The sequence below is a fragment of the Sphingosinicella sp. LHD-64 genome (genome assembly GCF_031157375.1).
In the GTDB taxonomy this organism is placed as follows: domain Bacteria; phylum Pseudomonadota; class Alphaproteobacteria; order Sphingomonadales; family Sphingomonadaceae; genus Allosphingosinicella.
Genome location: NZ_JAVIFV010000004.1, coordinates 202,640 through 228,014 on the forward strand (window position 1 = coordinate 202,640; position 25,375 = coordinate 228,014).

The following is a 25,375-nucleotide window of genomic DNA, read 5'->3' on the forward strand; positions in this document are numbered from 1 at the left end:
ACATCCAGCGTCTGGAAGTTGAGATCGATGCCATCGGGCCGAATGCTGCCGTCGGCCAGAGCCGTCGTCCGATCATAGCCCCAGCAGGCAAGCGAAAGAGAGAGACGTGTCATGCTGTTCCTTCACATCAGGATTTCACGGCGTTCGGCACTGGAGCGGTGGATCGCCTCGCAACAGGCGACGGTTGCCGCACCCCAATGGCCGTCATGAATCGGCGGCCGCTCACCCCGTACAGCTGCGACAAACTCCCCGATTACAGCCTCGCGCGGAATGACCGGAGGGGGTAGTGCCTCGAAGCGACGCCCGGTATCGGAATAGACCCATACGCCATCCGGCATCAGCCTGAGATCGCCCCGTTCGCAGCTCACCAGGACGAAACCAAAATGCTCGTGGTGCGGCGCCGGCGCGGGAATTCCGGCCGCGCCACCAACGCCGAATGCGCGCGCCAGCTTCGCAGCCGCTTCGCCGCCATCTGCGATCGCCGCCAAAGCGCGCCGTGCCGCACCATAGGCCGCAGGATCCTTCGGCCGGCCAAGTTCGGATATCCAGCCCATAAGCTCGTCGCTGTCGTAGCGGCCATAGCCGCCATAGGTGAGGGTCGCCGTTGCGCCGTCTTCGAAGTTCAGCAGAGCATTATAAGCACCCTCGCACGGGCGCGCTGGATCCCACTGGCCGATCGTCGCGCGCACCGACCGGACAGCGGTGCCCGCCAGGCGGCGCACCACGTCGATCTGATGCGCGGCCTGACTGTAGACCACGCCGCCGCCCTTTGCGCCATCCAGTTCCTCCGGTCGGCGCGGGCGATAGAGGAAATCGGTATAGTTGAGCGCCGTGATCATTCGCACGCGGCCGAGCGTCCGGCTCGCAATGATCGATGCAGCATGATGCACCGGCGCGTCGAAACCATGGCTGGGTCCAACGATCAGGGCAACGCCCGCGCACTCGGCTGATTCTGCCATGGCCAGACAATCGGCATGGCTGGTTGCCATCGGTTTCTCCACGAGGACATGTTTCCCGGCGCGGGCTGCGGCAATGGCCTGTTCGGCATGAAACTGGTGCGGTGAGGCGATGTAGACAGCGTCGATCGCATCATCGGCGAGCAACGCTGTATGATCGCCATATGTGCGGGCCCCATAATCGCGCCCGAACGCCTCGAGCGCCTCGGCGCGCGGATCGGCCGCGCCGGCCAGGCGTACCGCTGGATGCGCGGCGAGTGCCGGAAGAGTCAGCATGAAGCCACGCCCCAGTCCGATGATCCCCAGCCTCAATTCACTTGTCCTAATCCTGCCGGTCGCCGACTTAGCGCTTGATACGAAAAATACTTCGATATAGAGGTAACTGCAAGCAGAAAACGGCAATCGAAAGTTACACCCATGACTCCTGAGCAGAATGACGTGCTGTGCCGTGTCGAATGTGACGCGCCGATGGGCCAGCTGATGCGCCGCCATTGGTTGCCCGCCTGCATGATCGAGGAAGTGACCGAGCCCGATTGCGCGCCGCTCAAGGTTCGCCTGCTGGGTGAGGATATCGTGATCTTCCGCGATTCGAACGGGCGTGTCGGCGCGCTGGATGAAAAATGCCCGCATCGCCGCGCTTCGCTGGTCTATGGGCGCAATGAAGAATGCGGGCTGCGCTGCCTCTATCATGGCTGGAAGTTCGACGTGGACGGAAACGCGGTCGATATGTCGTCCGAACCCGTCGACGCCGCGCTACGCAAGACGATGAGGACCAAAGCCTATCCGGTGCAGGAGGCCGGCGGCTTCATATGGCTGTGGATGGGGGATGCCGAAGATATATTGCCGTTCCTACCCCCCACTTGGGCCCCTACCGCAGAGACCCGGATCAGCATTGTGAAGATGCACGGTGCGTGCAACTGGGCACAGGTGCTTGAGGGGTCGATCGATTCAGCGCACAGTTCCAGCCTGCATTCCTCGAACATGCCGACGGCGGCCAACGTTAGCGGTTCGACCGCGACCGAGAGCGCCTGGCTGCGGCCTTCCGCGGACAAGTCGCCGCGCATCGAGGTGCAGAAAACACCCTTCGGTTTCCGCTATGCCGCTATCCGCAGGCCAATCGTGGACGCCGACAAGCAGGACTATGTCCGCATGACGTTGTTCGTGGCGCCGTTCACCGTTCATATCCCTCCCAACGACCAGTATAATCTCAGTCAGATGCTTGTTCCAATCGATGACGAGAACACGATGTTCTACTGGGTCGCGTGGCATCCAGACCCCGCCAAAGGCATTGATCAGGACGCTTGGCGCAAATTCTGCGGCGCGGAGATCGGCAAGGATGTCGAACCGATCACCTTCCGGAAGAAGCGCAACGTGGAAAACCGCTATCTGCAGGACCGCGCGGCGATGAAAGCGGGTGACTTTACCGGCATCTACGGCATTCCGGCACAGGATATGGCGATGTGGGAATCGATGGGCGTCATTGCCGATCGCCGCGACGACCGGCTGGGATCGAGCGACAAGGCGATCTTCACCTTCCGCGCCCAGATGTATCGCGCCGCGCAGGCCGTTGCGCAGGGCCAGCCGGCGATCGGCGCTACGGAACCGCGTATCCCGCATGTCGATCTCGCGTCCTTTGAAGGCATGGTGCCGAAGGGTGACGATTGGCGCACGATCGGCGTGTCCGAGGCGGAGCGCCGGATCGGCCCAGACAATGCAGACTGATCAGGCGCAACTGGACCTGCTTTCCGAGGCGGATGTCGCTGGCTTCGTGGCGGGGACGCTGGCTGAGGATCTGGGTGCCGGTGGCGACATTACCTCGCGCGCTACCATCCCCGCCGGCGCGCGGTTGAGCGCCGTGATCGCATGTCGCGATGCGGTGACAATCGCCGGCCTTGAGATCGCCGAGGCCTTTTTTCGTCACCTCGACGATCAGGTCCTTGTCGAACGTTTCGTGGAGGACGGCGCCGCTGTTGCGGCCGGTACGGTTTTGCTGCGGCTTACCGGCGATGCCCACGCGCTGCTGGCGGCGGAACGCTCGGCGCTCAACACGCTGCAGCATCTATCGGGCATCGCTACTCTGACACGCCGCTATGTCGAGACAATCGCGGAAACGGACTGCACCCTGCTCGATACGCGCAAGACGCTGCCGGGACTTCGGTTGCTGGAAAAATATGCAGCTCGCATGGGTGGCGCGTGCAACCACCGCCTCCGCCTCGACGATGGACTGCTTATCAAAGACAACCATATCGCCATTGCCGGGGGGGTGACGGCAGCGGTATGCGCGGCCAAGGTGGCGGCGACAGGCCTTGCCGTCCAGGTCGAGGTCGACCGGCTCGATCAGATCGAGCCCGCGCTGGCGGCGGGCGCGGACCGCCTGCTGTGCGACAATATGACGACGGATACGCTCAGCGCGGCGGTCGCGCTCGTCGCGGGACGCGTACCAATCGAAGCCTCGGGCGGCGTTCGGCTCGATACCATCCGGGCTATCGCTGAAACCGGCGTAACCTACGTCTCGGTCGGTCGCATTACCCAAAGCGCACCCGCCGCCGATATCGGACTGGACTACGCACCTGCCTGACAGGCCAATGCTCAATCGCCGTTTCGGACGCGAAGAACACCGAGGCGGTGGTCAATGCGTACTAGCGTTCGCTCGGATGTACGCCGTAGGCGCCGGTTTCCATGAGTTTGGCCTGGGCGAGCGCCTCGGGCGTGAAGCGCATCGTCGCGCGCGTTTCCAGCAGCCAGGCAAGATAGCCCTCTGGCACGTCCTCGGTCGGCCCGTGGTGCGTGACCCCCTTCGGGACGTGCGAGAGAGAGCCCGGCTGATCGAGCTCGCCATAGCTTCCCGGCCCACGGAAAAAGAGAATGAACTCGTCATAATCGGCGTTGTGATGCACCGGCGGACGGAGCTTCGACTGGCGCGAACTGAGCGTATATAGGAGGGTTTCAGCCCTCGGGGTCGTCAGGAACTGCGCCGGTGGGCCGCCCAGCCCGCCGTAACTGACCGGCTGCACGGCGGCGATGTTCAGCGCCCATACGGGCGTTTCGCCGCCCACCCGGACGATCGCTGGCAACGGATCCACAGGCTTCACGAAGCGGGTCAGTCCGTCCAGGGCCTTGAGCACCAGGACATGGTGGCCGGCGGCCGACGGCTCCATCTGTGGCGGCATCGGCGAAATCGCGGCGCGGCGCAGATCCATGCCGAAATTGATCATGCCGAACGGGGCGGGCGTGTCGAACCGATAGGCGCCCGCGCTCTCCAGGATCACATCGACCAGCTCCCCCGACAGCGGGGTCATGCGATAAGCGCAGGAACGGGGAATACAGACGAAATCGCCTTCCCCGCCTTCGATCGAACCGAACTCGGTATCGAAGCGCGCGCCGCCGCGCTGCATGAAATGCAGCTCGTCCGCCTCGACGTTGCGCAGAGTGAACGCCATGGGTTCGCGCCGCCGGCTCACACTGATCGTCACCTCGTGCGTCCGGCACATCAGGATCGGCGTGGGCAGCGCGTCGGGATCGGACATGTCGGCGGTAACGAACGCCTCCATCGCCAGACGGCGCGGTGCGTGCAACCCTTCGACGCTTTCATAGTCGGGAGTATATCCCGGCTGCAGTCCGATGGCGTTTGCCCCCAGAAAGCCTTCGCGCGACCAGAGGTGAACGTTCGGCGGCGGGCCATCGGCCAATGAAGATTTCCCGGTCATCGGATCACCTCGGCGTTCATGTGGCTCTCCCTTGCTCCTCGCCTCGCTCGTGCGATTAATTCATCGATATAAAAGTATATGTGACACTTACGCTTGAAATGCCATATGCTAACTCACAATCTGCTGCCGAATTGAGCCGCCGCCGTGGGGCGGCGAGGTTGGAGCCATGGCCGTGAATCACGCCGATCCCCAAAAGAGCTTCGGCCATCAGGTGCGACGCTGTCACCGGCGGTTCGACAGGCTGCTCAGTGCGCGCCTCGCGCCGCACGGCCTGAAGACCGGATTCTGGTACTATCTGCGCGCGCTGTGGATAGCGGACGACGTTACCCAGAAACAGCTCAGCGATCTCACCAATGTGACCGAGACGACCACCGTCAGCATGATCAACGGCATGATCCGCCATGGCCTGGTCGACCGCAGCCGGGATCTCGCCGACAAGCGCAAGATGCGGGTCAAGCTGACGCCAGAGGGGCGGGCACTCGAAAAGGAGCTGATCGGCTATGCGCTGGAAATAAACGCGATCGCCATGGCGGGCATTGCGCCGAAGGAACTTGCTACCTGCCTCTCGGTGCTTTCGCGTATGTCGGCCAACCTGCAAATCGCGCTCGATGAGACGACGAACGCGGACGACGGCTGACGCGCAATCGGCTCGCCTCCCCAAGGTCAAGCGCCCCTAGACTCAAGTCCGATCAGCCCGCGATACTCATCTGCCGTCGCCGGACGGCGTCCGTGCAGCGCGGCGATATCCTTGGCCATGTTGAACATTTCCAGATTGCTGGCCAGACGGGCATCGCTGTTGGGATATTTCCACGGCGTATCCTCGACACCGACGCGGATATGCAGCCCCATCATGGTCGCCAGGGTCGTCATGTACATGGTGGCGCGGCCGGCAGCGCAAACAGTGATCGCAGCAGTGGGATCGATCTTTCGAATTTGATCGACCATCATGAACAAATGCAGCGCCATCTGCTGCGTGTCGTTGACAGCTGTGCCCGAAATCAGCGAGCGGCCGGTTCCGAACGGCAGACCGTAGAGGATCAGCCAATAGGGTTTGTCCTTCAGCACGCCGGTGTCGAGCAGACGGCGTTTCGCCAAGTCGATCTCACCGGTGCTATGGACGGCGAGTTCGGGCTTGACCCCGCAGTCCGTCATCGCCTGCATGGCGGGCAGTACGAACGCTTCGGGATGGCCGGGCGCGCAGGGCGCCACTTCGCACAATCCCGCGCGCGCCGGTGACATGCATTCCTCGAACGTCTTGCCGTTGAGCACGTTCAGGTTCGACACGAAACTGTAGCCGAACCGTTTGCGCAACGGCTCAAGCACCTGACCATAGGCTTCGACGGGCGGTAGATCGAGATCGAGCCGGCGCCCCTTGTTATCGATCACCCAGGTGAAATCGACATGAATGCCGCAGGCTCCTGCCTCAATCACCTCCGATGCGGCATCAACATAATCTTCGATCGAGGTAGGATGGCCGGCGCCACTTTGCCCCTCATCGAACCGCCCGGAAACCGCGACGTTGATCGCGATTGTCTGAGGAATATCCCATTTTGGCTGACTGTCGGCCCCGGCCACGAAATGGTAAGTCTCCATTTCACGACGGGCTGCTTCCCAAAGGGGCAGCGGCTCAATGTTCACTGACATGCTTGCTTTCCTTAGAAATTGAAGGTCGCGCGGATACCATAGGTCCGCGGCGCTTCCAGAAACGCCGTCGCACCCAAGGGTTGAGCAGGGATATTGGCGCCGGCAGCGGTCGCAGCGATCACCGCGACATCCTCGATGTTTTTCATCCAAACACCCAGGCTCCAGCGCTCGTTCGCCGCATAATATGTTAGCGAGGCGTCCGTTTTCGTATAGGCTTCCTGCTGGCCGCCCGGTGTTTGCGCGAAATCGGCGAAGAACGAGCTCTCGAAGCGGGAATTGACCGCCGCACGAACATAACCGGAGGAGAGCTGGAAATCATGATGATAGCCGAGTGAGATCGTCCAATCCGGGGCGTATTGCAACTGCAACCCGTTGAAGTTCGCGGTACCGTCCGGAAGCACAAAATCCTTGTTTCTGGCATGAGTATAACCCACCGATGCCGTAAATCTATCGTCCGGGCTTAAATTGACGGCTGCGTCGATCTGGACGCCATAGACTTCAACCTGATCCGCATTGAACGTCTGCGTCAAGTTAAGAACCGTATTGTATGCCGATGCGAAAAGGTCGCGATAGTCATAGTAAAAAAGCTCTGCGTTGAGCGTCATTCTCCCGCCGGCGAACCGACTCCTTATGCCGCCTGCATAACTTGTCAGCTTGGCCGCATCCACCGCATTGCTGGCGGCCGCGGTGTTGGCATAGGGATTGAACGTTCCAGGCTGAAAACCGCTCTGCGAGCCAACATAGACCATTACGTCATCGGTGATGTCATAGTCCAGGACGACCCGATAGTCGAACCGCTCGAACTCTGCGTCATAGGTGAATGGCGCCAGCCCCGTTCCATTGAAGAAACGCCCACGCCCCACGCGATTGTCGATACCATAGCGCCCGCCAAGCGTGAGCCGCGCGTCGTCGCCGAGGTTCACAGTCACTTGTCCAAAGGCCGCTGCGCCTTTCAGGCGATTGCGGTCCACGACGCTGACCGGAAACCCGCTGAGCGGATTGGCGAAACCTCCCAGGTCGAAGAAATCGCCCGGCCGGCGGGTCACGGGGTCGAAACCGCCGAAGGTGAAGACACCGCTACTCACCAGCCGATAACCATATAGCCCGACGAGCCAGCTGCCCCAATCGCCTTCGCCCGACAAGCGAAGCTCATGCGTCATCTGTTCATAATTATCTCGCTTGTTCGCCGGAAACGCGGCCAGCCAATAGGCTCCGTCAACACTGAAGTCCAAATAGCTGGGAACATAGACGAGCTGCACATCGTCGGTCAGGTCGAACGATATCTCTCCACCAACCATATTGTTTCTGTACGCATATTCACCCTGATTCGGTTGGCCGAACGGCAGGCCCGCGGCATAGGGCGGCGGCAATTGATCGTTCCAGGGGTTCTCCTGCAGAAAGGCATTGCGGCGCAGTGCCCCTGTTTGCGGATCCACACCCTTCACGACCAGATTGGCTGGCACCCCGTCGAGCTCGGCAATCGACCCCCAAAGATAAGCCGAAAACCGGTCGGTCGGTTGCCAAAGCAACGAAAGCCGCACGCCGTAATTGTCGGCGGAATCGGCGCCCGATTCCATATAGCCGTCACGGCGCAGATAGTCCCCCGCGAGCCGGACTGACAGTGTGTCGCCCAGGGGAACATTGATCGATGCACTGCCGTGCAACATGTCATAGTTCCCATATTCGACCAGCCCCCTGACTTCGAAGTCTCGCGTCGGACGGGCAAAGTTCACGTTGACGATGCCGCCAAGGGAGCCCCGCCCGTAAAGCGTCCCTTGAGGTCCCGGGAGAACTTCGATCTGCGCAACGTCGTAGAGGCCGATGCTGGTCGCTTCGCGCGGCATGTAGATGCCGTTGAAATGAATGGCCGTGGGAGGCTCAAGCTGAGGGAAGTCGAGGGTCGAGCCGACCCCTCGCATATAGACCTGTGTAGAGGTGGATTCGGCCTGGAACCGGACCGAGGGAACAAGGTTCTGCACGCCGCGGATGTCCGTGACGCCAGAGGCCACCAACTGCTCGGATGCGATGGCGGTGATCGCCATGGGCGTGTCCTGCAGATTCTGGGTCCTCTTGTTCGCCGTAATGACGATCTCCCCAACAGCCGCGTCTGCCCCGGCCTCCTGCGCATGCGCTTCGTGCACCGGCACGGACATCGCCGCCGCGCACGCCAAAATGCTCACCGCTGACAGATAACCTGGTTTTTTCATCTCGCTCCCCACGCTCATTGCCCGACTCAGATGGGCAAAATTGCTTTGCTATCGAAGCTTTCCTAGCTTGCGTTCGGGGAATATGCAATATACTACGATATCGTAGGTTTCGAAGAGTGCGAGAGAAAGGCGATGACGATGGATATCGAGCGGGTGAAATCGATCTTTGCGGCCGCGGACAGCCGGTCACCGCAAGCGTTCAGCACGCTCATGACCGATGACATCTTCTTCCGCTACGCCAACAATCCGGGGACCGTCGGCAAAGCCCCGCTCGAACAGGCGCTGGCCGAGCTCTATGCCTATGTCATCGAGATGCACCACGATATCGTCGGCGTCCATCAGGCCGGCGACATATGGACCGTCGAAACCGTCGCCCACTATGTCGATATCCACGGGCGTTCCTGGTCGTTTCCGGGATGCAGCCTGCTGAAAGCGCGCGGCGAAAAAATATGCGATTACCGCATCTTCGTCGACAACGGCATCATGTTCCAGCCTCCGACGGCCTGAGCCGTACCACTTGTCGCAAAGTAGCTGAAAGGATCGCGCATGGCAGGACGACTACAAGATCAAGTGTGCATTATCACGGGGACCGGCGGCAGCATGGGCCGTGCGGCGGCGCATCTGTTCGCGCGCGAAGGAGCCAAGCTGGTCGGCTGCGACATCAACCCGCAATCGGCGCAAGCCGTGGTCGATGAGGTAAGTGCGGCGGGCGGGACGATGCTTTCGCTGCACCCGTGTGATCTCACGGATCCCGCACAGGCACAGGCGCTGATCGATCGTGCGATCGACGCGTTCGGTCGCATCGACGTGCTCTACAATAATGCGGCAATGGCCTATTTCGGCTGGATCGACGAGATGCCGATCGATGATTGGTACAAGACGATCAACGAAGAAGTGCACATCGTCTACCTGCTTACCCGCGCAGCATGGCCGCACCTAAAGGCGAGCAAGGGTGCGATCGTCAATACCGCTTCCGTATCGGCGCACACCACCTTCAAGACCTTACCCGGCATCGCCCATAGCACGGCGAAGGGCGGTATCGTCGCGATGACGCGCCACTTGGCGATGGAAGGCGCGCCCTTCGGCGTCCGGGCCAATTCGCTGTCGCCCGGCGTCATAGAGACAAATCAGACACGACCTCTGCTCGAGGACAAGAACTGGGCCGATTACATGCTCGGGCGAACGCTGATGCACCGCCTGGGCCAACCCGAAGAGATCGCCAATGTTGCCCTGTTTCTCGCCTCGGATGAGAGCTCGTTCATCACTGGCGTCGATATCGTGGCCGACGGCGGCACATTGGCTTGGTAGGGGGTTTGACAATGGCCGAGGGCTTTTTGCAGGGTAAGATCATCATCGTCACAGGGGCCGCCGGCGGTATCGGCGAAGCGAGCGCACAGGTTCTGGCGCGTCACGGCGCACATTTGGTGTTGACCGACATTATCGGCATCGGCGTCGAGCAGGCCGAGCGGATATGCGCAGCGGGTGGCGAAGCGCGCTTCATCGCCGCAGATGTCGGCAACGAGGAGTCTGTGGCGGCGCTGGTCGCGAAGACGATCGAAATCTATGGCCGGATCGATGGCGCGTTCAATAATGCTGGCGTCGAGCAGAGCGGACAGTTGCTCGCCGATTTGAGCACGGAGCAATGGGATCGCGCAATCCGCATCGACCTCACCGGCGTGTTCCTTTGCATGAAACACCAGATTCGCGCGATGCTGCAAACGGGTGGCGGCGCGATCGTCAACACCGCCTCCGCGCTCGGCGCGGTGGCGCTGGTACGCGCCAGCGACTATGTCGCCGCCAAGCATGGGGTGATCGGGCTGACCAAGGCGGCGGCTGCCGATTACAGCGCGCAAGGAATCCGCGTGAACGCAATTCTTCCCGGCGTCGTCAGAACGCCGATGATAGAGCGGCTATGGAACGATCCCGCCCATGCCGCCGCGTTCGAGCAGCTCAAACTGCACCATCCAATCGGCCGTTTCGGAGAGCCCGCGGAGATCGGCGAAACCGCCGCATGGCTGTTGTCCGATGCGGCATCCTTCGTGACGGGAGCGTCTATCTCGGTGGACGGCGGCTATCTGACGATCTGATCCGCAGAGTTCCCCGGAAGGCGCGTCAGACAAACAATAGGCCCAGCCATGATGAAGTTTATGATCGCTTTCGCGCCGCCCGATGGCATGTCGCGACAAGCGTGTATTCATCACTATCGGCATCGTCATGGCGCGCTTGTTGGGAGTGTGCCGGAATTCCGTGCAGAGGTGATGGCTTACTGCCAGAACGAAGTGCTCCAGGACGGTTCAGTGAGCGGTCCGCGAAATGATATCGCAGGTGTCTCGGAACTCTGGTTCAGCGATTGGGCACGGTATGGCGCCGCGTTCAGTCATCCGCGTTATCTAGAACGGATCAGACCGGATGAGGCGCGTTTTGCCGATCTTTCTTCGGTGCTCGTCGCTTTCGCAACTGAGCAAGTCGTTTTCAAGAAGTGCGCTACGCCGGTCTACAAGCTGTTCCTGTACCGAGAGAAATCGATCGGCCTGGCGCACGGCGAATGCACAAGGCTCTGGGATGCATATGGGCGGGCCGCCGCTGCGGATCCTCGTGTTGCGGGCTTGGCTGACGCCTATATCCGAAACAATTCCGTGCCTCCCCACGAGAACCCGTTCCCGCTGGCGCGGGTCTTTGATTGTATAGACGAGTTCTGGCTTCGTCGTCCGGAGGACGCGGAGTCGATAGCCTCACTCTTGGTCGAGCATGCCTCCGTGGCCGGCCTAGGCACCGACAGCGTTTCGTTGCGGTTTGTAGCGCAAGTATTCCCGGTTCCCGGATTTGGCGGAGCGAAGCTTCGAGGTGACAGCGCAGGAGAATAGCAGGTGACGAAGATCAAGATGTTCTGCATGCTTCCACGGCGCCGGGATGTAAGTTCGCAATGGTTTCATGACCATTGGCGCCACCCGCATGGCACCTTGGGAAGGACGATCAGCACTGTCAGGAACTACGTCCAGAGTCACCAGATAGGGTCGGCGCTGCTCGGCGAAGACCAGAGGTTCTACGAAGGCGTGGTCGAGGTCTGGTTCGACAGCGAAGCCGACGCGCGCGATCTGCCCAGTCACCCCGACTATCTCCGCTACCTGGTGCCCGACGAGCCCGCGTTCATCGATATGGACGGGATCAGGTTCGTATTCACCGAAGAAGACATCCTGGTTTCGGGCCCGGATCCTCGTGACCCGCTAGACGCGGGGACTCTCCAGTGGCGCGAAGCTGGCCGCGCGACCTCCATCAAGCTGATTCAGCTGGTTCTCGCCAATGGAGGCTCTCCGTGGGAATGCGAAGACGATCTTGATCTGGGACGCCAGATCGGAGCGCTGCGTCATGCGCGTTGCACGCCTTCTCTGACGCTTCACGCGACCGGATGCGATTTTGTCGGTATTCGCGAACTTTGGTGGCCGACTGTGACCGCTTTCGAGGAAGGGGTGACAGGGGCCCCGGATGCGTTTGCAAATCTGCTGCTACGCCCCGCCCAAGCAATTACGCTGCTCGCGCAAGCAGAGCGCTTCAAATAGGTCGCGCACCGCGCCAGAGAAAGCGGGTCTAGCGTTCCTCTGCGCTTGTCGCTCTTGCCGCCGCAATAGAACCCTTTCGAGTGAGATAGGGCGCGCCCGTGACCAGTGTCCATTTCTCGGGTTTCGATCCCAAAGCGGCCGGACCGCGTGCAGCCAGATCTGGGCGATCTCGACTTATAAATCGGGATCAGTGAACGTTCCGCCGCCAGTTTTGGCGCCGCGTCCAACCTGATGAAGAACGCTGGTTCCTCCGTCGATCCTGCGTCGGATTGCGCTTCCACCAGGCCCCGTGAGAATAGACCGCGGATCGACGTGGGGCGAGGGATTGCGGAACGGCGCACGTATCAGGGCAGGGCGGCGGAGCAAATAAACCGACGTCTGTTTATTAGCCCGGACTGCCTGCGCGGCCGGCAACGATGTCGCGCAAGTCAAATCTTCCTATTTCTGCGGATGAAATCAATATTACGGAATATCATTCGCTTAATGTGGGTGATTCGCCAAAAATTGATCAAATCATTCCAGTTCCTGGAACTGGATGTTGCCGATGGTGACTTGGAAGATGCTGAGTTAGCTCGATAAACATTCAGACGTCTGATTGTTATTGACAGCTCATTGTTTTTTCAATGCTCTGACGCTCGCATGAAACGGGCGGGTGGTTGCCGAATGGCGGCGCGAAATCTTGCCCGAAGCAAAAGGGGGAGAAACCATGCCCAATCGTCGATGCCTTTGCCGGACCGCGGCCGCCTGGGTGCTGGCCGCCGCGTCGGCCACGCCGCTGCTCGCGCAGCCGCCCGCGAGCGGCGTTGCCGCCAACGCCGTCCCGCCCCAGGCCGAGCCCGGCACGATCGTCATCACCGGCAGCCGGGTGGTGCGCGACGGGTTCGATGCGCCAACCCCGACCACCGTCCTGTCCGCCGCCGAGCTGCAGGCGCGCGGCACCGCCCAGATCGGCGAGTTCCTGAACGAGGTGCCGGCCTTCCGGGCCAGCGCCAGCCCCCAGGCCAATCCGTCCGCGCCGCGCAATGCCGGCCAGTATTTCGCGGACCTGCGCGGCCTCGGCAACGTCCGCACGCTCGTGCTGGTCAATGGCCGGCGCTTCACGCCGAGCTCGCCCGAAGGCCAGGTCGACCTCAACATGATCCCGTCGGTCCTGGTCGAGCGGATCGACGTGGTGACCGGCGGCGCCTCGGCCCAATGGGGCTCGGACGCGGTCGCGGGCGTCGTCAACATCCTCCTCGACACCCGCCTCGGCGGGTTCAGGAGCGACGTCTCCTTCGCCATCACCACCTATGGTGACAATGAGGAATATCGCGCCTCGCTCGCCTACGGGTCCGATTTCGCCGGCGGGCACGGCCATTTCGTCGTCGGCGGCGAATATGTGACGAGCGCCGGCGTCGCCAATCACTATGTGCGCCCGTTCGGCCGTGACCAGCAGGAGCTCGTCTCCTATCCGGGCACCCGGCCGGCGGGCGCGCCGTCGCGCTTCTATGCGAGCGGCGTGACGCCGATCACCATGACGCGCGGCGGCCTCATCATCGGCCCCAATACCGGGCTGGGCCAGCCGCTGCGCGGCATCCAGTTCGGCCCCGGCGGCGTGACCCAGCCGTTCAATTACGGCACCGCGGTCGGCACCTCGGCGATCGACTTCACCGGCGGCGAGCCGGGCTTCTCGATCCGCTCGGGACATCCGCTCGTCCGCCCGGTCGAGCGCGCGATCGCGCTCGTCCATGCCGACTATGAGGTCAGCGACGCGCTGCGCCTGTTCGGCGAGCTCAATTACGGCCGCAGCGGCTCGGACTCCACCACGCCTTATCCGCGCGATCCGGCGCCGGGCGGCATCGTCATCCAGCGCGACAACCCGTTCCTGCCGGCCAGCGTCGGCGCGATCATGGACGCGAACAACATCGCCTCCTTCTCGCTCGGCCGCGAATATCGCGACTTCGGGCCGGTCCGCTCGCGCAGCTTCAACACCACCGTGCGCGCCCTGCTCGGCGGCGCGGGAGCGCTCGGCGGCGGCTGGACCTGGGACGCCTATTATGCCTATGGCCGCAACGAGTTCCGCTCGACCCTGGCCAATCTCAAGGTCAACCGCAACCTGCGGTTCGCCGCCGACGCGGTGCGCGACGGGAGCGGCGCTACCGTCTGCCGCGACGCCGCCGGCTGCGTGCCGATCAACCTGTTCGGCGAGGGGTCGCCCGGCGCCGCCGCCATCGACTATGTGACCGCGACGGCGATCTACGACGTTGATTCCACTCAGCAGGTGGCCGCGGCCAACCTCCAGGGCGAACCCGTCTCGACCTGGGCGGGACCGGTCTCGCTGGCCGCGGGCGCGGAATGGCGCTCGGAGCGGTCGGTCGCGCTCTCCGACCCGTTGTCCCAGGCCGACGCCTTCGCCTATGGCAATCCCAAGGCCTTTCGCGGCGCCTATGAGGTCGTCGAAGGCTATGCCGAGGCGGTCGTACCACTCGCGCGCGACCTGCCGTTCGCCCGCCGCCTCGATCTCAATGGCGCCGTCCGCTACGCGGACTACAGCACCAGCGGCGGCGTCTGGACCTGGAAGCTCGGCGGCACCTGGGAGGTCACCGACTTCCTCACCTTGCGCGCCACCCGCTCGCGCGACATCCGCGCGCCCAACAACAGCGACCTCTATGCCGAGACCACCGCCTTCTTCACCCTGCGCAATCCGCTGACCGGGGTGAGCAGCCAGGTCAGCACGCGCAGCGGCGGCAATCCGCAGCTGCGCCCGGAGGCCGCCGACACGCTGACCCTGGGCCTGGTGCTGAGCCCGCCCGTCCTTCCCGGCCTCAGGCTCTCGGTCGATTATTGGGACATCAGGATCGACGGGGCGATCTCGTCCTACGACGCCCAGACGGTGCTCGACAGCTGCGGCGCCGAAATCGGCGTCGGACGACCGGGCTTCTTCTGCGGCTTCGTCAGCCTCGCCGGCACCACCGTCACCGAAGTGCGCACGCCGCTCCTCAACATCGCGGGCTTTCGCGCGCGCGGCGTGGATTTCGAGGCATCTTACCGCTTCGATCTTGCGGGCGGCACGATGAATGCCCGCCTGTTCGGCACCTATACCCGCAATCTCATCTTCGACGACGGTCTGGGCAATGCGCGCCGCTACAATGCGGCCGGCGTGATCCAGAGCGTGGGCAGCATCGTCGAGCGGGCCGGCTCCGTGGGTGGGTTCACGGGCGGGGTCAACAATGGCGCCACCAACGCGCCCACCTGGATGCTCAACGCCAGCCTCAGCTATCGTCGCGACAATTGGAGCGCGATGGTGCAGGGCCGCTATGTCGGCGGCGGCCTGATCGACCCCACCCTGGTCGGCCCCGACGATCCCGACTACGATCCGGCCTCGCCGATCTCGATCGGCGACAACACCGTGCCCGGCCGGTTCTACACCAGCGTGGCGGTGACCTACCGGCCAAGCCGCCAGGTCGAGCTCTACGGGGTCGTCGACAATCTCACCAATGCCGGCCCGCCTTTCCCCTACAATGCCCTGGTCGGGCTCTACGACAAGCTCGGCCGCAACTTCCGGATCGGCGCGCGCCTGCAGTTCTGAGCGCCCGTCGGGCAGGTGCCTATTCCAAGCTACACGATCCGCTGTTGGCGAGAGGCCACCGCGCGCATCGCTACGACACCGCCTTGATCAGGATTGATCTCCATTCCAGCAGATGGACATGACTTTGCAAAGCTCGTCCGACCCCGAAACATAGGCGTGCCCCATTTCGCTGTCGAAGAATATGGAATCTCCCGCATTCAGGATCACCGGCGAATAGACCTCCGTGTGTAGTTCCAGCACGCCCTGGATGACGTAGACGAACTCTTCTCCGGGGTGATGGATGAAGGGACCGAACTCCGCGACCGACCTCGCTTTGATTTCTCCGATCATCGGCGTGAAATTCTTGTTCAGGATATCAGTCGCCAGGTGCAGATAATTGTACGTGCCGGAATCGACGCTGAATCCCTCGCCGGCTCGCGAGATGCTCCTGCGCCCCAGCAACTTTGCGGGCGATGACATGGCGGGGGAAGCGGGCTCGTCGGCGAGAAGGTGGCTGATGTCGATCTCGAGTGCGGTCGTCAGTTGCACCATCTTGTCATAGGTGAAGGACGCCTTGCCGTTCTCAAGTTTCGACAATGTTGAAACGGGCAGCCCGGCCAGCTTCCCCAGCTCAGCCAGCGTCATGTTGCGACCGATACGGATCGCCTTCAGGCGGGCGGCGGGATCGGCGGAAGGGATCGATTGCTGCTGTGCCGCTTCGTCAGTCTTGTTCGTCATGACTTTTCTATAATCGAAATTTCGGAAAGTTCGAGAGGTGATCCGCACCGGCCGCCGCCGGTTTTCGGCCCGAGGCCATGATGGCTAGTGCGGCGCGTCCAGCGTCAGCCGCCGCGCCTCGCCGGAGAGTGGCGCGTTGCCGAACCGCACGAAGAGCCTGCGCCCGCCCGCCGCCCGGAGGTCTTGCGTGTCGGACACAAGGATCGCCGGCCGCGTGCGCCCGTTGGCGTCCGACACCATGGCCGAAACCGTGGCCCAGCCCGGCGCGGTCTGCAAAATGCCGAAGGCCGATGCGCTCCAGTCGCCATCCGGTCCCCGCAAGCGCAGCGATCCCGATGCGCGTGAATCGCCGGATGCCTGGCGGACATCGAACGATATCGCCCATGACTCCTGCGTTCCGATCACCCCTTCGCCCGCCATGTGACCAATGCCGATCGGCCGCATCGGCCGGCTTGGCATATAGGCGCGCCGCAGCAGGATCTGCCCGCCTTGCGCGCCGGTGGGGGCGCCATCGCGAAGCGCGAGGACGCCGTTGACGAGCACCGTTCTGATGCCGGTGGAGGGAAGGGTGGGCTGTTCGAATGTGGCATGATCCGTGACGGTGGCGGGATCGAACACGACGATGTCGGCCGCCATGCCCGGCGCAAGAAGGCCGCGGTCAATGATGCCGGTAATCTGGGCGGGGAGGCCGGTCATGCGGCGAACGGCGTCCTCCAGCGTCAGCACGCCCGTCTCGCGGACATAATGGCCGAGCACGCGGGGGAAGCTGCCGAAATATCGCGGATGGCCGAAGCGCGAAATCGCTGCGCCGCAATCACAGGCGATCGCGCTGGCGGGGTAGCGCAGGAAGGCGACGAGATCCGCTTCCGCGCCGAAGCGCAGGATGGCCGACCGGTCGCTCTGTTCCAATAGCCTGATCAGCGCCTCGCCGGCGGAGACGTTCCACTCCTCCATCCAGCTGACAAGCGTGCGGCGGGAGTTGACGTCGAAAACGCCGTCGGCGCCGCCGAAGCGCAGGCGCAGCGGCGCCTCGACTTCGACAGAGGCTCTGGCGCGGAGCGTGGGGTCGCGGAAGCGGGCAAGCATGGCGTCCCGGCCACCTTCCAGCGCCCAGGCCGGGAGCAGCAGCGCGCCCAGCCCGGATTGACCGGCAAGATAGGGGTAGACATCGGTCGTGGTGGTGTTCCCGCGCCCGGTCGCCGCATCCATCAGCGCGATCAACCGGGAGGCCTGTCGCTGCTCGGCGCCCTGGCTTTTCACATGGGTGACGACAGGCAGCAGGCCGGCGGCCTGCGATATCCCGATCGTTTCGGCGACGCCCCGATAGGAGCTGAAATTCTCCTCCGGGCGCAGGCGGTCGTGATTGGTGAAATGGGTGCGCCAGGGCCGTGCCGCGGAAATCACGCGCGCGACTTCGGACGCGGAGGCATAATAGCCCGGCTTGTAATCGAGCCCGCCCGAAACGCCCCAGGCGCCACGCTCGAGATTGGCGATGATGACGCCGCGCATCCGGTCGGTCTGGATTGCGGACGGGCGCCGGTCGTCCAGGCCCACGATTTCGGCCCAGACGGCATTGAAGCCGACATATCCGCCGATGTTCAGGGCAAGGCCGTCGGTGGCGAACTGCGCCAGCGACGCGGTCAGATCGGTGGTCCCGCCGCCATCCGCATTGACGAACTCGCTCGTCACGCCCTGCGTCAGCATATTCTCCGCCGTCGCGACGCCGTCCGGACGCGCATGGCTGTGGATGTTCAGGAAGCCCGGGGCCACGACCTGTCCGGTCGCGTCGACGACCTCATGCGCGGTCGCATCCGGCAGTGTGCCGATCCGAACGATCACGCCCTGGTCGATCGCAACGTCCGCGCGAATGCCGGCGCGGCCGGTGCCGTCGATGACCGTTCCGCCCCGGATCACGATGTCATAGAGGGGTTGGGCGAGGGCAGGCGTCGCGACAAGCAGGACCGTAAACGACAGAAGGCTGCGAAGGGCATTCATGAGCAGCTCCTTGTTTCCAGGGCTAAGGTGCGGAGATGGCCAGGCTGGCAAGCTCATGTCCCGCCAGCTCGTGTCGCCCGTGCATGACCAGGTCCGATATGATGCGGCCCGAGCCGGCGGCAAAAGTCCATCCGAGCGGACCATGGCCGGCATTGAGGAAGAGATTCCGGCCCCGTCGTCCCAGGAGGGGAAAGCCGGTCGGCGTCACCGGTCTGAGGCCGGCCCAGCTCGTGATCCGGTCCGGGGCCAGGCCCTCGAGCCCCGGAACGATCTCCGCCGCATCGCGCAACAGCATCGCGACACGCGCGGCGTCGATGCTCTCGTCCATGCCGGTGAACTCGGCCGTCCCGGCAATTCTCAATGCGTCGCCCAACGGCGTGATCGCAACCTTGCGGTGCATGTCCACCAGAGGAATGCGCAGGTCCGTGACGTCCCCGAACCCGCGGATCGTCGCCGAATAGCCCTTTACCGGGTAGATTGCGCTCTTGATGCCGAGCTGGTGCAGCAGGGTGGATGAGCGGGACGCCGCGGCGATGACGAACACATCCGCGGCGATGGGGCCATTGTCGCTCCGTGCGGCGCGAATACGGCGCCCCCGCATTTCGAGACTGTTGACCGAGGTCCGATATGAAAAGATCACGCCCGCGCGGACCAGATAGTCGGCCATGCCAACGCAGAAGCGATAGGCATCGCCGCTGTCGTCCTCCGGGAAGAAGAGGCCGCCGACATGTTCCGATCGGCCCAATGCCAGCGCGGGTTCGCGTGCAAGCAGGCCAGCCCGGTCGAGACGCTGATAGACGAGCCCGTCCCGGCTGAGAAAATCGGCGATCGCGAAGGCGTTTTCCAGCGCCGGCAGATCCCGGAACACCTGGAGCGTCCCCGATCTTGCCTGCCCGCATTCGATCTCGGTCGCCGCCAGAATCTCCCGATGGCGGGCAAGGCTGTAACTGCCCAGCGCGAAATTTCGTCGGGCGTTTCGGCGGTAGGAGGACTGCCGCGAGTTCATGAGGAAGTCGATCCCCCAGCGCAGCAATCTGGGAAAGGCCGCCCACCTGATCAGGAACGGCGAATCCTCGGCGCCGATGCTGCGTAAGGCATAGTTGGCGATACCCGGCGCATTCCAGGGATTGGCCTGGCTGGGGGTCAGCATACCGCCATTGGCGAAGCTGACGCCCAGTCCGGGACCGGGAGCCGAGTCCACGACATGCACCGAGGCGCCCGCGGCATTCAGCCAATAGGCGGTCGTCAGTCCCATCAGGCCCGCGCCGATGATCACGACGTTGGTTGACACCGGCGTCTCCGTTCATTTCGTAATTTCTAAATTAGAAACTAGCCCTCAATAGAGGGGAGATCGTCGAACAATCAAGCTAAATGCGCCGTTTCTCCCGAAAAAATATATAGTTTAGAAAATATCGTTGACGTTTGGAAATTTTTGCATCTAATCCGAGACGAGCTGATTCTCGGAGACGAATATGAAGCGCAGGATCGCCTCACTCCTCCGGGCACCGGATCAGGATTCCGTCTATGGATTCTAGATCGTTCCAGCTCTTCGGGACGATGAGCGACCCGTTCGACTGCAATCCTCCGTGAGCCCTGGGCGCACGCTGTCCGCACAGCTGATGGCCCATGATCTGATCGCGCGAAATTTCGTCATCGGCGCACGCGCCCGCTTCCGCACCTCCACCGGCCCGCTTGCCTCAGGCACGTGGCCAGATCGCATTGGGCTCAATCATGCGCGCCAGCTTTTTCCAGCGGATCATCCTGCCGGGATTCGCCTTCAAGGCGGTCGTCATCGGCGGCGGCTATGCGACGGGTCGCGAACTCGTCGAATTCTTCTTCGACGCGGGGCCGCTGGGCGGCCTGTACGGACTGCTCACGACCATGATCATCTGGTCGCTGGTCTGCGCGGCCACCTTTCTGGTGGCGCGGGCGTTCGGCGCCTATGACTACCGGACCTTCTTCCGCGCCCTGCTCGGACGCGGCTGGCCGTTGTTCGAGATCGCCTATGTGGCGCTCATGCTCCTCATCCTGTCCGTGTTCGCAGCGGCCGCGGGGGAGATCGCACGGGCCGGCCTGGGGATCCCGGCCGTTTTCGGAACCCTGGGCCTGACGGCCGCGATCATCGCCGTCACGGCCGCCGGCCGGCACGCGATGGAGACGATGTTCAAATATGTCTCGATCTTTCTCTATCTCGTCTATGCGACCTTCATCATTCTCACCCTGAGCCGCTTCGGGGGACGAATTTCCGAGACGCTCGCCGCCGGCGCTCCGACGACCGGATGGTTCTCGAGCGGGCTCACCTATGCCGGCTACAACCTGGTCGGGGCCATCGTGATCCTCCCCATGGCGCGCCATATCGCGAGCAATCGCGATGCCGTGGTCGCCGGCCTGCTGTGCGGTCCGATGGCGGCCTTGCCCGCCTTCCTGTTCTTCGTCTGCCTGATCGGCTTCTATCCGGACATCCAGGATGCGCCGCTGCCGTCCGACGTCATGCTGACGGCGCTTGATCTCCCGATCTTCCATCTCGTCTTTCAGACGATGATCCTTGCCGCGCTGCTGGAAAGCGGCGCCGGCCTCGTCCACGCACTGAACGAACGGGTGGCCGGCGTCCTGGCCGGCAAAGGGCGCGATATGCCCGCAACCTGGCGCTTCGCACTGGCCGCCTTCATCCTGTTCGGCGCCGTTGTGGTGGCGACCCGGGTCGGCCTCGTCGATCTCATCGCGCGGGGCTATGCCTTCTCGGCCTACGTCTTCCTCCTCATCTACGTGCTGCCCGTGATGACCATCGGCCTGCTGCGCGTGGCGACGCGTGAGCGACGGCAGGATGGACCGTGCCTGGCCGAGGCATCACCAGGTCAGGGACGGAGCGAGCAAGGGCGATCATGAAGGTCATCGACGCACAGATGGTCTATCGGCTCCTGGGCTTCGAAAGCTGCATCGGCCTCGTTCGCGAAGCCATGATCGCGCTGTCGAGCGGCAAGACGCAGGATATTCCTCGACAGATCATCCCGGGCGGCAGCGGGCTGTTCGGCATCATGGCGGGTGCGATCCCGGAGACGTTCGGAGCGAAGCTGATCAGCGTCCGGCCGCCGGCGCCGGGGCACTCGATGCCGTCACATCAGGGGCTGGTGATCCTGTTCGATCCGCATAGCGGCGCGCCGATGTCCGCCGTCGACGCGGGCGCGATCACCGCCATCCGCACCGCGGCGGCCAGTGCCGTCGCTACCGCTGCCCTCGCCCGCCCGGATGCCCGCACCCTCGCCATATTGGGATCCGGCGAACAGGCGCGCGCCCACGCCGCCGCGATACCGCTCGTCCGTTCGGTCGCGACGATCAGGCTGTGGGGCCGGGACTTTGCCAAAGTGAGCCGATTGGCGGCGGACGTCGAACGTGAACATGGAATAGCGTGCCGGGCTCTGGAAGCGATCGGGGACGCCGTTCGCGGAGCGGACATCATCTGCACCACGACGGCGGCGCCCGACCCCATCCTGTTTCATGATCAGGTGGCGCCAGGTGCGCACATCAATGTGGTGGGCTCGAGCCGGGCCGGGCCGGCCGAGATCGACAGCGACCTGGTTGCGCGTTCCCGGTACTTCGCGGACTGCCGGGCCAACGTGCTGCAGCAAGGCGCGGAGTTCATCAGGGCGCGAGAAGAAGGCCTGGTGACGGATGCGCATATTCTCGCGGAAATCGGCGAGGTGCTTTCCGGAGCGCATGAGGGTCGTGTGTCCCGAGGCGAACTAACCCTGTATAAGTCGCTCGGCCACATTGTTCAGGATCTCGTTTCCGCGCGCTACGTGAGCCTTGGAGCTCAGCGCCAACAAGAGTCGGATATTTCGTAGGCAGTGAATGCTCCCCACATTTTCGGCGCAGATGCGTTCGCTATGATGCTCCGATGCGGTCGGGGTGTAGTTAGCGATGAACGATGTAGCGAGTTTCGAAAGTAGCTTCGAAGCTTCGCCACTCGTTACGGGCGCGCCAAGGTAGGCGGAGGCATAGGCAAAGGAGACTATATGAGCTTCAACCCCCCTAGCGTCGACGCCGATACGATAATCGTCGGCGCAGGCATTGTCGGTTGCTCGATTGCCTATCATCTAGCTGAGTTGGGGCACACGGATGTCTTGGTAGTGGATCGGGGCTCCGTAGCGAACCCCCTGGGCTCGACAGGGCATGCTCCAGGGCTCCTGGGCCGCAACTCAGGAACGCCTGCGATGGCGGCGCTCGCAATGTATTCGGCGGAGTTATATGCTCGTGTGCTGAGCGACCCTCCGGCATTTCAGCGAACTGGCAGCGTCGAGGTCACCCGCAGTGCCGACACACTGCGACTACTCGCCCGCAAGCGTGAGGTTGCGCTAGCCGGCGGTATCGATGCCGAGCTCGTGTCGCCAGAGCGGCTCACTAAACTCGTGCCGTACCTGGACTCGGACGGACTGGCAGGCGGCCTCTTCATTCCTGATGATGGCGTGCTAGACGTGCGCCGCCTTCTCCAAGCGCTGCATGAAGCGGCGCAGGATCACGGCCTCGCATTTCGTGAAGGTGTTCAAGTCATCGATTTCGCCCGAGACGGCGACCGCATCACAGGTGTCATCACGGACCAAGGCACGATCTTCGCATCGCGCGTCATCGTCGCCGTAGGGATATGGGGGCGCGAGCTCGCCGGAAAGGCAGGTCTCGACCTTGCACTCTACCCGGTTCAGCATCCCTACTTGCAAACAAAACCTCTGCCGCGGGTAGTGACTGGAGAGATGCGTCCCTTTGTGCGTGATCTCGACAATCTGTTTTACCTCCGCGAGCATGGAGATCGCTTGGGATATGGCTGGTACAACCACTCTCCGTTGGCCGCCGAAGTCGACACCACCATCAAAGCCGACCTCGCTTACGAAGACCGGAAATTCGACGCGGCCTTGAGCTACGACCTGTTTCCTATCCTTGAGCAAACTGGAAGCTGTAGGAAGTTGAACGGTATCTTCTCAATGACGCCCGATGGCGCTCCATTGTTGGGGCAAGTTGACGGAGCGAAGGGCTTGTGGGTCGCTGAGGCGGTGTGGGTGACCCATGCAGGGGCGGTGGGCAAGGCGATGGCCGAATGTATACTCGATCGATCGCCGAGTTTTGATATCACCCAGTTCCACCTGGACCGTTTTGCATCCATGGACGAACAAAGCCGACGGCATGCGTCCATGAGTTTGTACAATGACATCTACGCGTGGCCCGCGGAAACTGGCGATCCTGCTCAGGTGCAGATCAAGGGGTCGAAGGCCGTCAATCATGACCGGCTCTCGCTCCTTTGATCAAATCGGGGCGCTGGTTAGAGCTTCAGCTTTGATAATATTTCGAACGTTGTTTCGCAGCGTAGCGTCCACGGCGACGAGGAAGCGTGAGGATAAATTACCGCTTACGATATTTCGAATCGATCGGAGAGTCGCAGCCAAAGTCCCTTCCGGCTTCTACTGTCGTTCGGCGATGCCGATCATCTCCGCGTCGCCGCGCGAGTGACGCGCACGATCTTCTCCTGATCAGGAGCGAACCGAGGTCAAGGGAACCGAAAGCCGGTGACGGACACCCTCTGACGGTCTCGGGACAAGGGCGCGCCTTGCGCGCCGGGGCTCTGTCCGGTGCGGGGCAGGCTCGCCCTGGTCAACCTACTCAGCCGGCGTTCTGGCGCGCCGTGAGCAGGATTTCGCGGGCGCGCTCGGCCACGATCATGTCCTCGCCGTCGTTGAGATAGCCGGCAAACAGCGCCGGCCCGTTCACGTCTGCCACGAAATAGGCGCTCGGACCCGCTGCGATGTGGATCGCGATCGGCCGTTCCCCTGCGCGCATCCGTTCGACGAAGGCCGGGTAGCTGAGGGGGATGTCGGCCTCGTCCCACATCAGAACCAGGCCAGGGCCGAAGAAGGCCTCTTCGTAGCCGACCCGCAACCCCGGGACATCGCGCATCCGCTCGCGCATCGCGTCGACGCGCGCGCGGTCTCGCCGGTACAGCGGACGCGAGTCGCGGGCGAGGAACCGCTCGACCGCCACGAGAAGGCCTATCACCTCCTCCTTGTCGACCTTCATGCCGCGACCGAGCGCGGAGGGGATCGGGGAGGCCTGCCTGCGTGCCGACGCGACGAGATCCGCGCGCCCGGCCAGGATGCCGGTCGACTGCGGCCCGTGCAGGCCCTTGCCGCCGCTGATGCCGACAAGATCGAAACCCATCCCGGTGTAGCGTGACAGGCTGGATGCGTCCGAAAGATATGTGATGGAGAACGAGGCATCGAGGTAGACCGGCACACCGGTGCGCCGGCCTAGGGCGACCAGCCGCTCGAGGGGAATGATGCCGGGCTGAGCCATCTTCTCGATGTTCATCAGTCCGGCGATCATGGCGGTGCGATCGCCGATGGCGGCGAGCATCTCCTCCTCGGTGTCGACGTAGACGATCATCGCCCCCGCGTCGCGATAGGCCCGGTCATAGGCCGTGGAATGGGCCCGCTGGAGCACGGTTTCCCGGCGCGGCCATGTCGGCTGCGGCAGTGCGGCGATCCTCTGTTCGTCGTCCCGGGCCAGGCAGGCGGCCGCCGCCAGGACCATCGCCGCGAAGGCGCCGGAGGTCACCATTGCGGCCTCCGCCCCGGTGACCTCGGCCAGCCGCGCGCCGGCGGCCTGGTACAGCGCGTTGAGATCGACGAAGCTGCGCGAGGCCGCGGCCATGGCGTCGGTCACCTCCTGCGACAGCACGGTTCCGCCGAACGCCGTCACGGCACCGGCGGCATTGATGACCGTTCGCACGCCAAGCATGCGCTCATAGATGCTGGCGGGTGCCGCTCCGTCTAGCCCGGGGTTCAGCGCGCCGCCGGCCGCCGACGCATGGAGCCTGTCCGGCCAGGTCAGCAACGGCGCGGCGCTGGCAAGGCCGGCCATCCCGAGCAGTTCGCGGCGACCCAGGTTCGTCGTTTCCGCGCCGGGCCTTCGGGTCCAGGACTCTGGCATCTTCAGTCCCTCCATGTCCGAATGAGAGGATGCCGGCAGTTCGGCTGCGCGG

20 protein-coding genes are annotated in these 25,375 nt (G+C 63.2%); 12 read left to right on the forward strand and 8 right to left on the reverse strand.

Going from position 1 to position 25,375, the window contains the following annotated elements:
• Positions 1 to 122: 122 nt before the first annotated feature.
• A complete protein-coding gene (locus RCO27_RS14445) occupies positions 123 to 1,448 on the reverse strand; it encodes a Gfo/Idh/MocA family oxidoreductase (RefSeq protein ID WP_309003401.1) in 1,326 nt (441 codons plus the stop codon).
• On the opposite strand from RCO27_RS14445, the gene RCO27_RS14450 reads away from it, so the two are divergent.
• Complete coding sequence (locus RCO27_RS14450; protein WP_309003402.1) at positions 1,425 to 2,678, forward strand: Rieske 2Fe-2S domain-containing protein; 1,254 nt, start codon at positions 1,425 to 1,427, stop codon at positions 2,676 to 2,678. The genes RCO27_RS14445 and RCO27_RS14450 overlap by 24 nt on opposite strands.
• Complete coding sequence (gene nadC, locus RCO27_RS14455) at positions 2,668 to 3,534, forward strand: carboxylating nicotinate-nucleotide diphosphorylase (protein ID WP_309003403.1); 867 nt, start codon at positions 2,668 to 2,670, stop codon at positions 3,532 to 3,534. Before RCO27_RS14450 ends, nadC begins: the two co-directional genes overlap by 11 nt.
• Positions 3,535 to 3,595: 61 nt before the next feature.
• Here the strand turns inward: nadC and RCO27_RS14460 are convergent, their stop codons facing one another.
• Complete coding sequence (locus RCO27_RS14460) at positions 3,596 to 4,663, reverse strand: hypothetical protein (RefSeq protein ID WP_309003404.1); 1,068 nt, start codon at positions 4,661 to 4,663, stop codon at positions 3,596 to 3,598.
• A gap of 166 nt (positions 4,664 to 4,829) precedes the next feature.
• On the opposite strand from RCO27_RS14460, the gene RCO27_RS14465 reads away from it, so the two are divergent.
• Positions 4,830 to 5,300, forward strand: coding sequence for a MarR family winged helix-turn-helix transcriptional regulator (locus RCO27_RS14465; protein WP_309003405.1), 471 nt, complete (start codon positions 4,830 to 4,832; stop codon positions 5,298 to 5,300).
• Between the two features lie 26 nt (positions 5,301 to 5,326).
• On the opposite strand, the gene RCO27_RS14470 is transcribed toward RCO27_RS14465, so the two are convergent.
• Together RCO27_RS14470 and RCO27_RS14475 are read right to left on the reverse strand one after the other, a co-directional pair.
• The gene (locus tag RCO27_RS14470) at positions 5,327 to 6,307 is read right to left on the reverse strand and encodes a 3-keto-5-aminohexanoate cleavage protein (protein ID WP_309003406.1); all 981 of its coding nucleotides are present in this window, start codon (positions 6,305 to 6,307) and stop codon (positions 5,327 to 5,329) included.
• An 11-nt stretch (positions 6,308 to 6,318) separates the two neighbouring features.
• On the reverse strand, positions 6,319 to 8,532 hold the full coding sequence (locus RCO27_RS14475; protein ID WP_309003407.1) for a TonB-dependent receptor: 2,214 nt from the start codon (positions 8,530 to 8,532) through the stop codon (positions 6,319 to 6,321).
• 120 nt (positions 8,533 to 8,652) lie between these two features.
• Here RCO27_RS14475 and RCO27_RS14480 point away from each other — a divergent pair, with 120 nt between their 5' ends.
• The 6 genes from RCO27_RS14480 (at position 8,653) to RCO27_RS14505 (ending at position 15,639) form a co-directional block, all read left to right on the forward strand.
• Positions 8,653 to 9,021 (forward strand): nuclear transport factor 2 family protein, encoded by a 369-nt coding sequence (locus tag RCO27_RS14480; RefSeq protein ID WP_309003408.1) that lies wholly within the window; start codon positions 8,653 to 8,655, stop codon positions 9,019 to 9,021.
• A gap of 39 nt (positions 9,022 to 9,060) precedes the next feature.
• A complete protein-coding gene (locus tag RCO27_RS14485) occupies positions 9,061 to 9,822 on the forward strand; it encodes an SDR family NAD(P)-dependent oxidoreductase (protein ID WP_309003409.1) in 762 nt (253 codons plus the stop codon).
• 11 nt (positions 9,823 to 9,833) lie between these two features.
• Positions 9,834 to 10,601 (forward strand): SDR family oxidoreductase, encoded by a 768-nt coding sequence (locus RCO27_RS14490; RefSeq protein ID WP_309003410.1) that lies wholly within the window; start codon positions 9,834 to 9,836, stop codon positions 10,599 to 10,601.
• Between the two features lie 48 nt (positions 10,602 to 10,649).
• Positions 10,650 to 11,378: an EthD domain-containing protein gene (locus RCO27_RS14495; protein WP_309003411.1), complete on the forward strand. Its 729-nt coding sequence runs from the start codon at positions 10,650 to 10,652 to the stop codon at positions 11,376 to 11,378.
• Positions 11,379 to 11,381: 3 nt separating this feature from the next.
• Positions 11,382 to 12,071 (forward strand): EthD domain-containing protein, encoded by a 690-nt coding sequence (locus tag RCO27_RS14500; RefSeq protein WP_309003412.1) that lies wholly within the window; start codon positions 11,382 to 11,384, stop codon positions 12,069 to 12,071.
• A 706-nt stretch (positions 12,072 to 12,777) separates the two neighbouring features.
• Entirely contained in the window at positions 12,778 to 15,639 is a 2,862-nt protein-coding gene (locus RCO27_RS14505; RefSeq protein WP_309003413.1) for a TonB-dependent receptor domain-containing protein, read from the forward strand.
• Between the two features lie 87 nt (positions 15,640 to 15,726).
• Here RCO27_RS14505 and RCO27_RS14510 read toward each other — a convergent pair whose 3' ends face one another.
• From RCO27_RS14510 to RCO27_RS14520, 3 genes are all read right to left on the reverse strand, one after another.
• Positions 15,727 to 16,356: an XRE family transcriptional regulator gene (locus tag RCO27_RS14510; RefSeq protein WP_309003414.1), complete on the reverse strand. Its 630-nt coding sequence runs from the start codon at positions 16,354 to 16,356 to the stop codon at positions 15,727 to 15,729.
• Between the two features lie 84 nt (positions 16,357 to 16,440).
• Positions 16,441 to 18,351 carry an amidohydrolase family protein gene (locus tag RCO27_RS14515; protein ID WP_309003415.1) on the reverse strand — a complete coding sequence of 637 codons (1,911 nt, stop codon included), beginning with the start codon at positions 18,349 to 18,351 and terminating at the stop codon, positions 16,441 to 16,443.
• Between the two features lie 22 nt (positions 18,352 to 18,373).
• Positions 18,374 to 19,642, reverse strand: a complete 1,269-nt coding sequence (locus tag RCO27_RS14520) for an FAD-dependent oxidoreductase (protein ID WP_309003416.1) — start codon at positions 19,640 to 19,642, stop codon at positions 18,374 to 18,376.
• A gap of 440 nt (positions 19,643 to 20,082) precedes the next feature.
• Between RCO27_RS14520 and RCO27_RS14525 the strand changes: the two genes are divergently transcribed.
• From RCO27_RS14525 to RCO27_RS14535, 3 genes are all read left to right on the forward strand, one after another.
• Positions 20,083 to 21,237, forward strand: a complete 1,155-nt coding sequence (locus tag RCO27_RS14525; protein WP_309003417.1) for a hypothetical protein — start codon at positions 20,083 to 20,085, stop codon at positions 21,235 to 21,237.
• Positions 21,234 to 22,193, forward strand: coding sequence for an ornithine cyclodeaminase family protein (locus RCO27_RS14530; RefSeq protein ID WP_309003418.1), 960 nt, complete (start codon positions 21,234 to 21,236; stop codon positions 22,191 to 22,193). The genes RCO27_RS14525 and RCO27_RS14530 overlap by 4 nt, the downstream gene beginning before the upstream one ends.
• A gap of 171 nt (positions 22,194 to 22,364) precedes the next feature.
• A complete protein-coding gene (locus RCO27_RS14535) occupies positions 22,365 to 23,642 on the forward strand; it encodes an FAD-binding oxidoreductase (RefSeq protein ID WP_309003419.1) in 1,278 nt (425 codons plus the stop codon).
• A 355-nt stretch (positions 23,643 to 23,997) separates the two neighbouring features.
• Here the strand turns inward: RCO27_RS14535 and RCO27_RS14540 are convergent, their stop codons facing one another.
• Positions 23,998 to 25,338, reverse strand: a complete 1,341-nt coding sequence (locus tag RCO27_RS14540) for a hypothetical protein (RefSeq protein WP_309003420.1) — start codon at positions 25,336 to 25,338, stop codon at positions 23,998 to 24,000.
• Positions 25,339 to 25,375 lie beyond the last annotated feature (37 nt).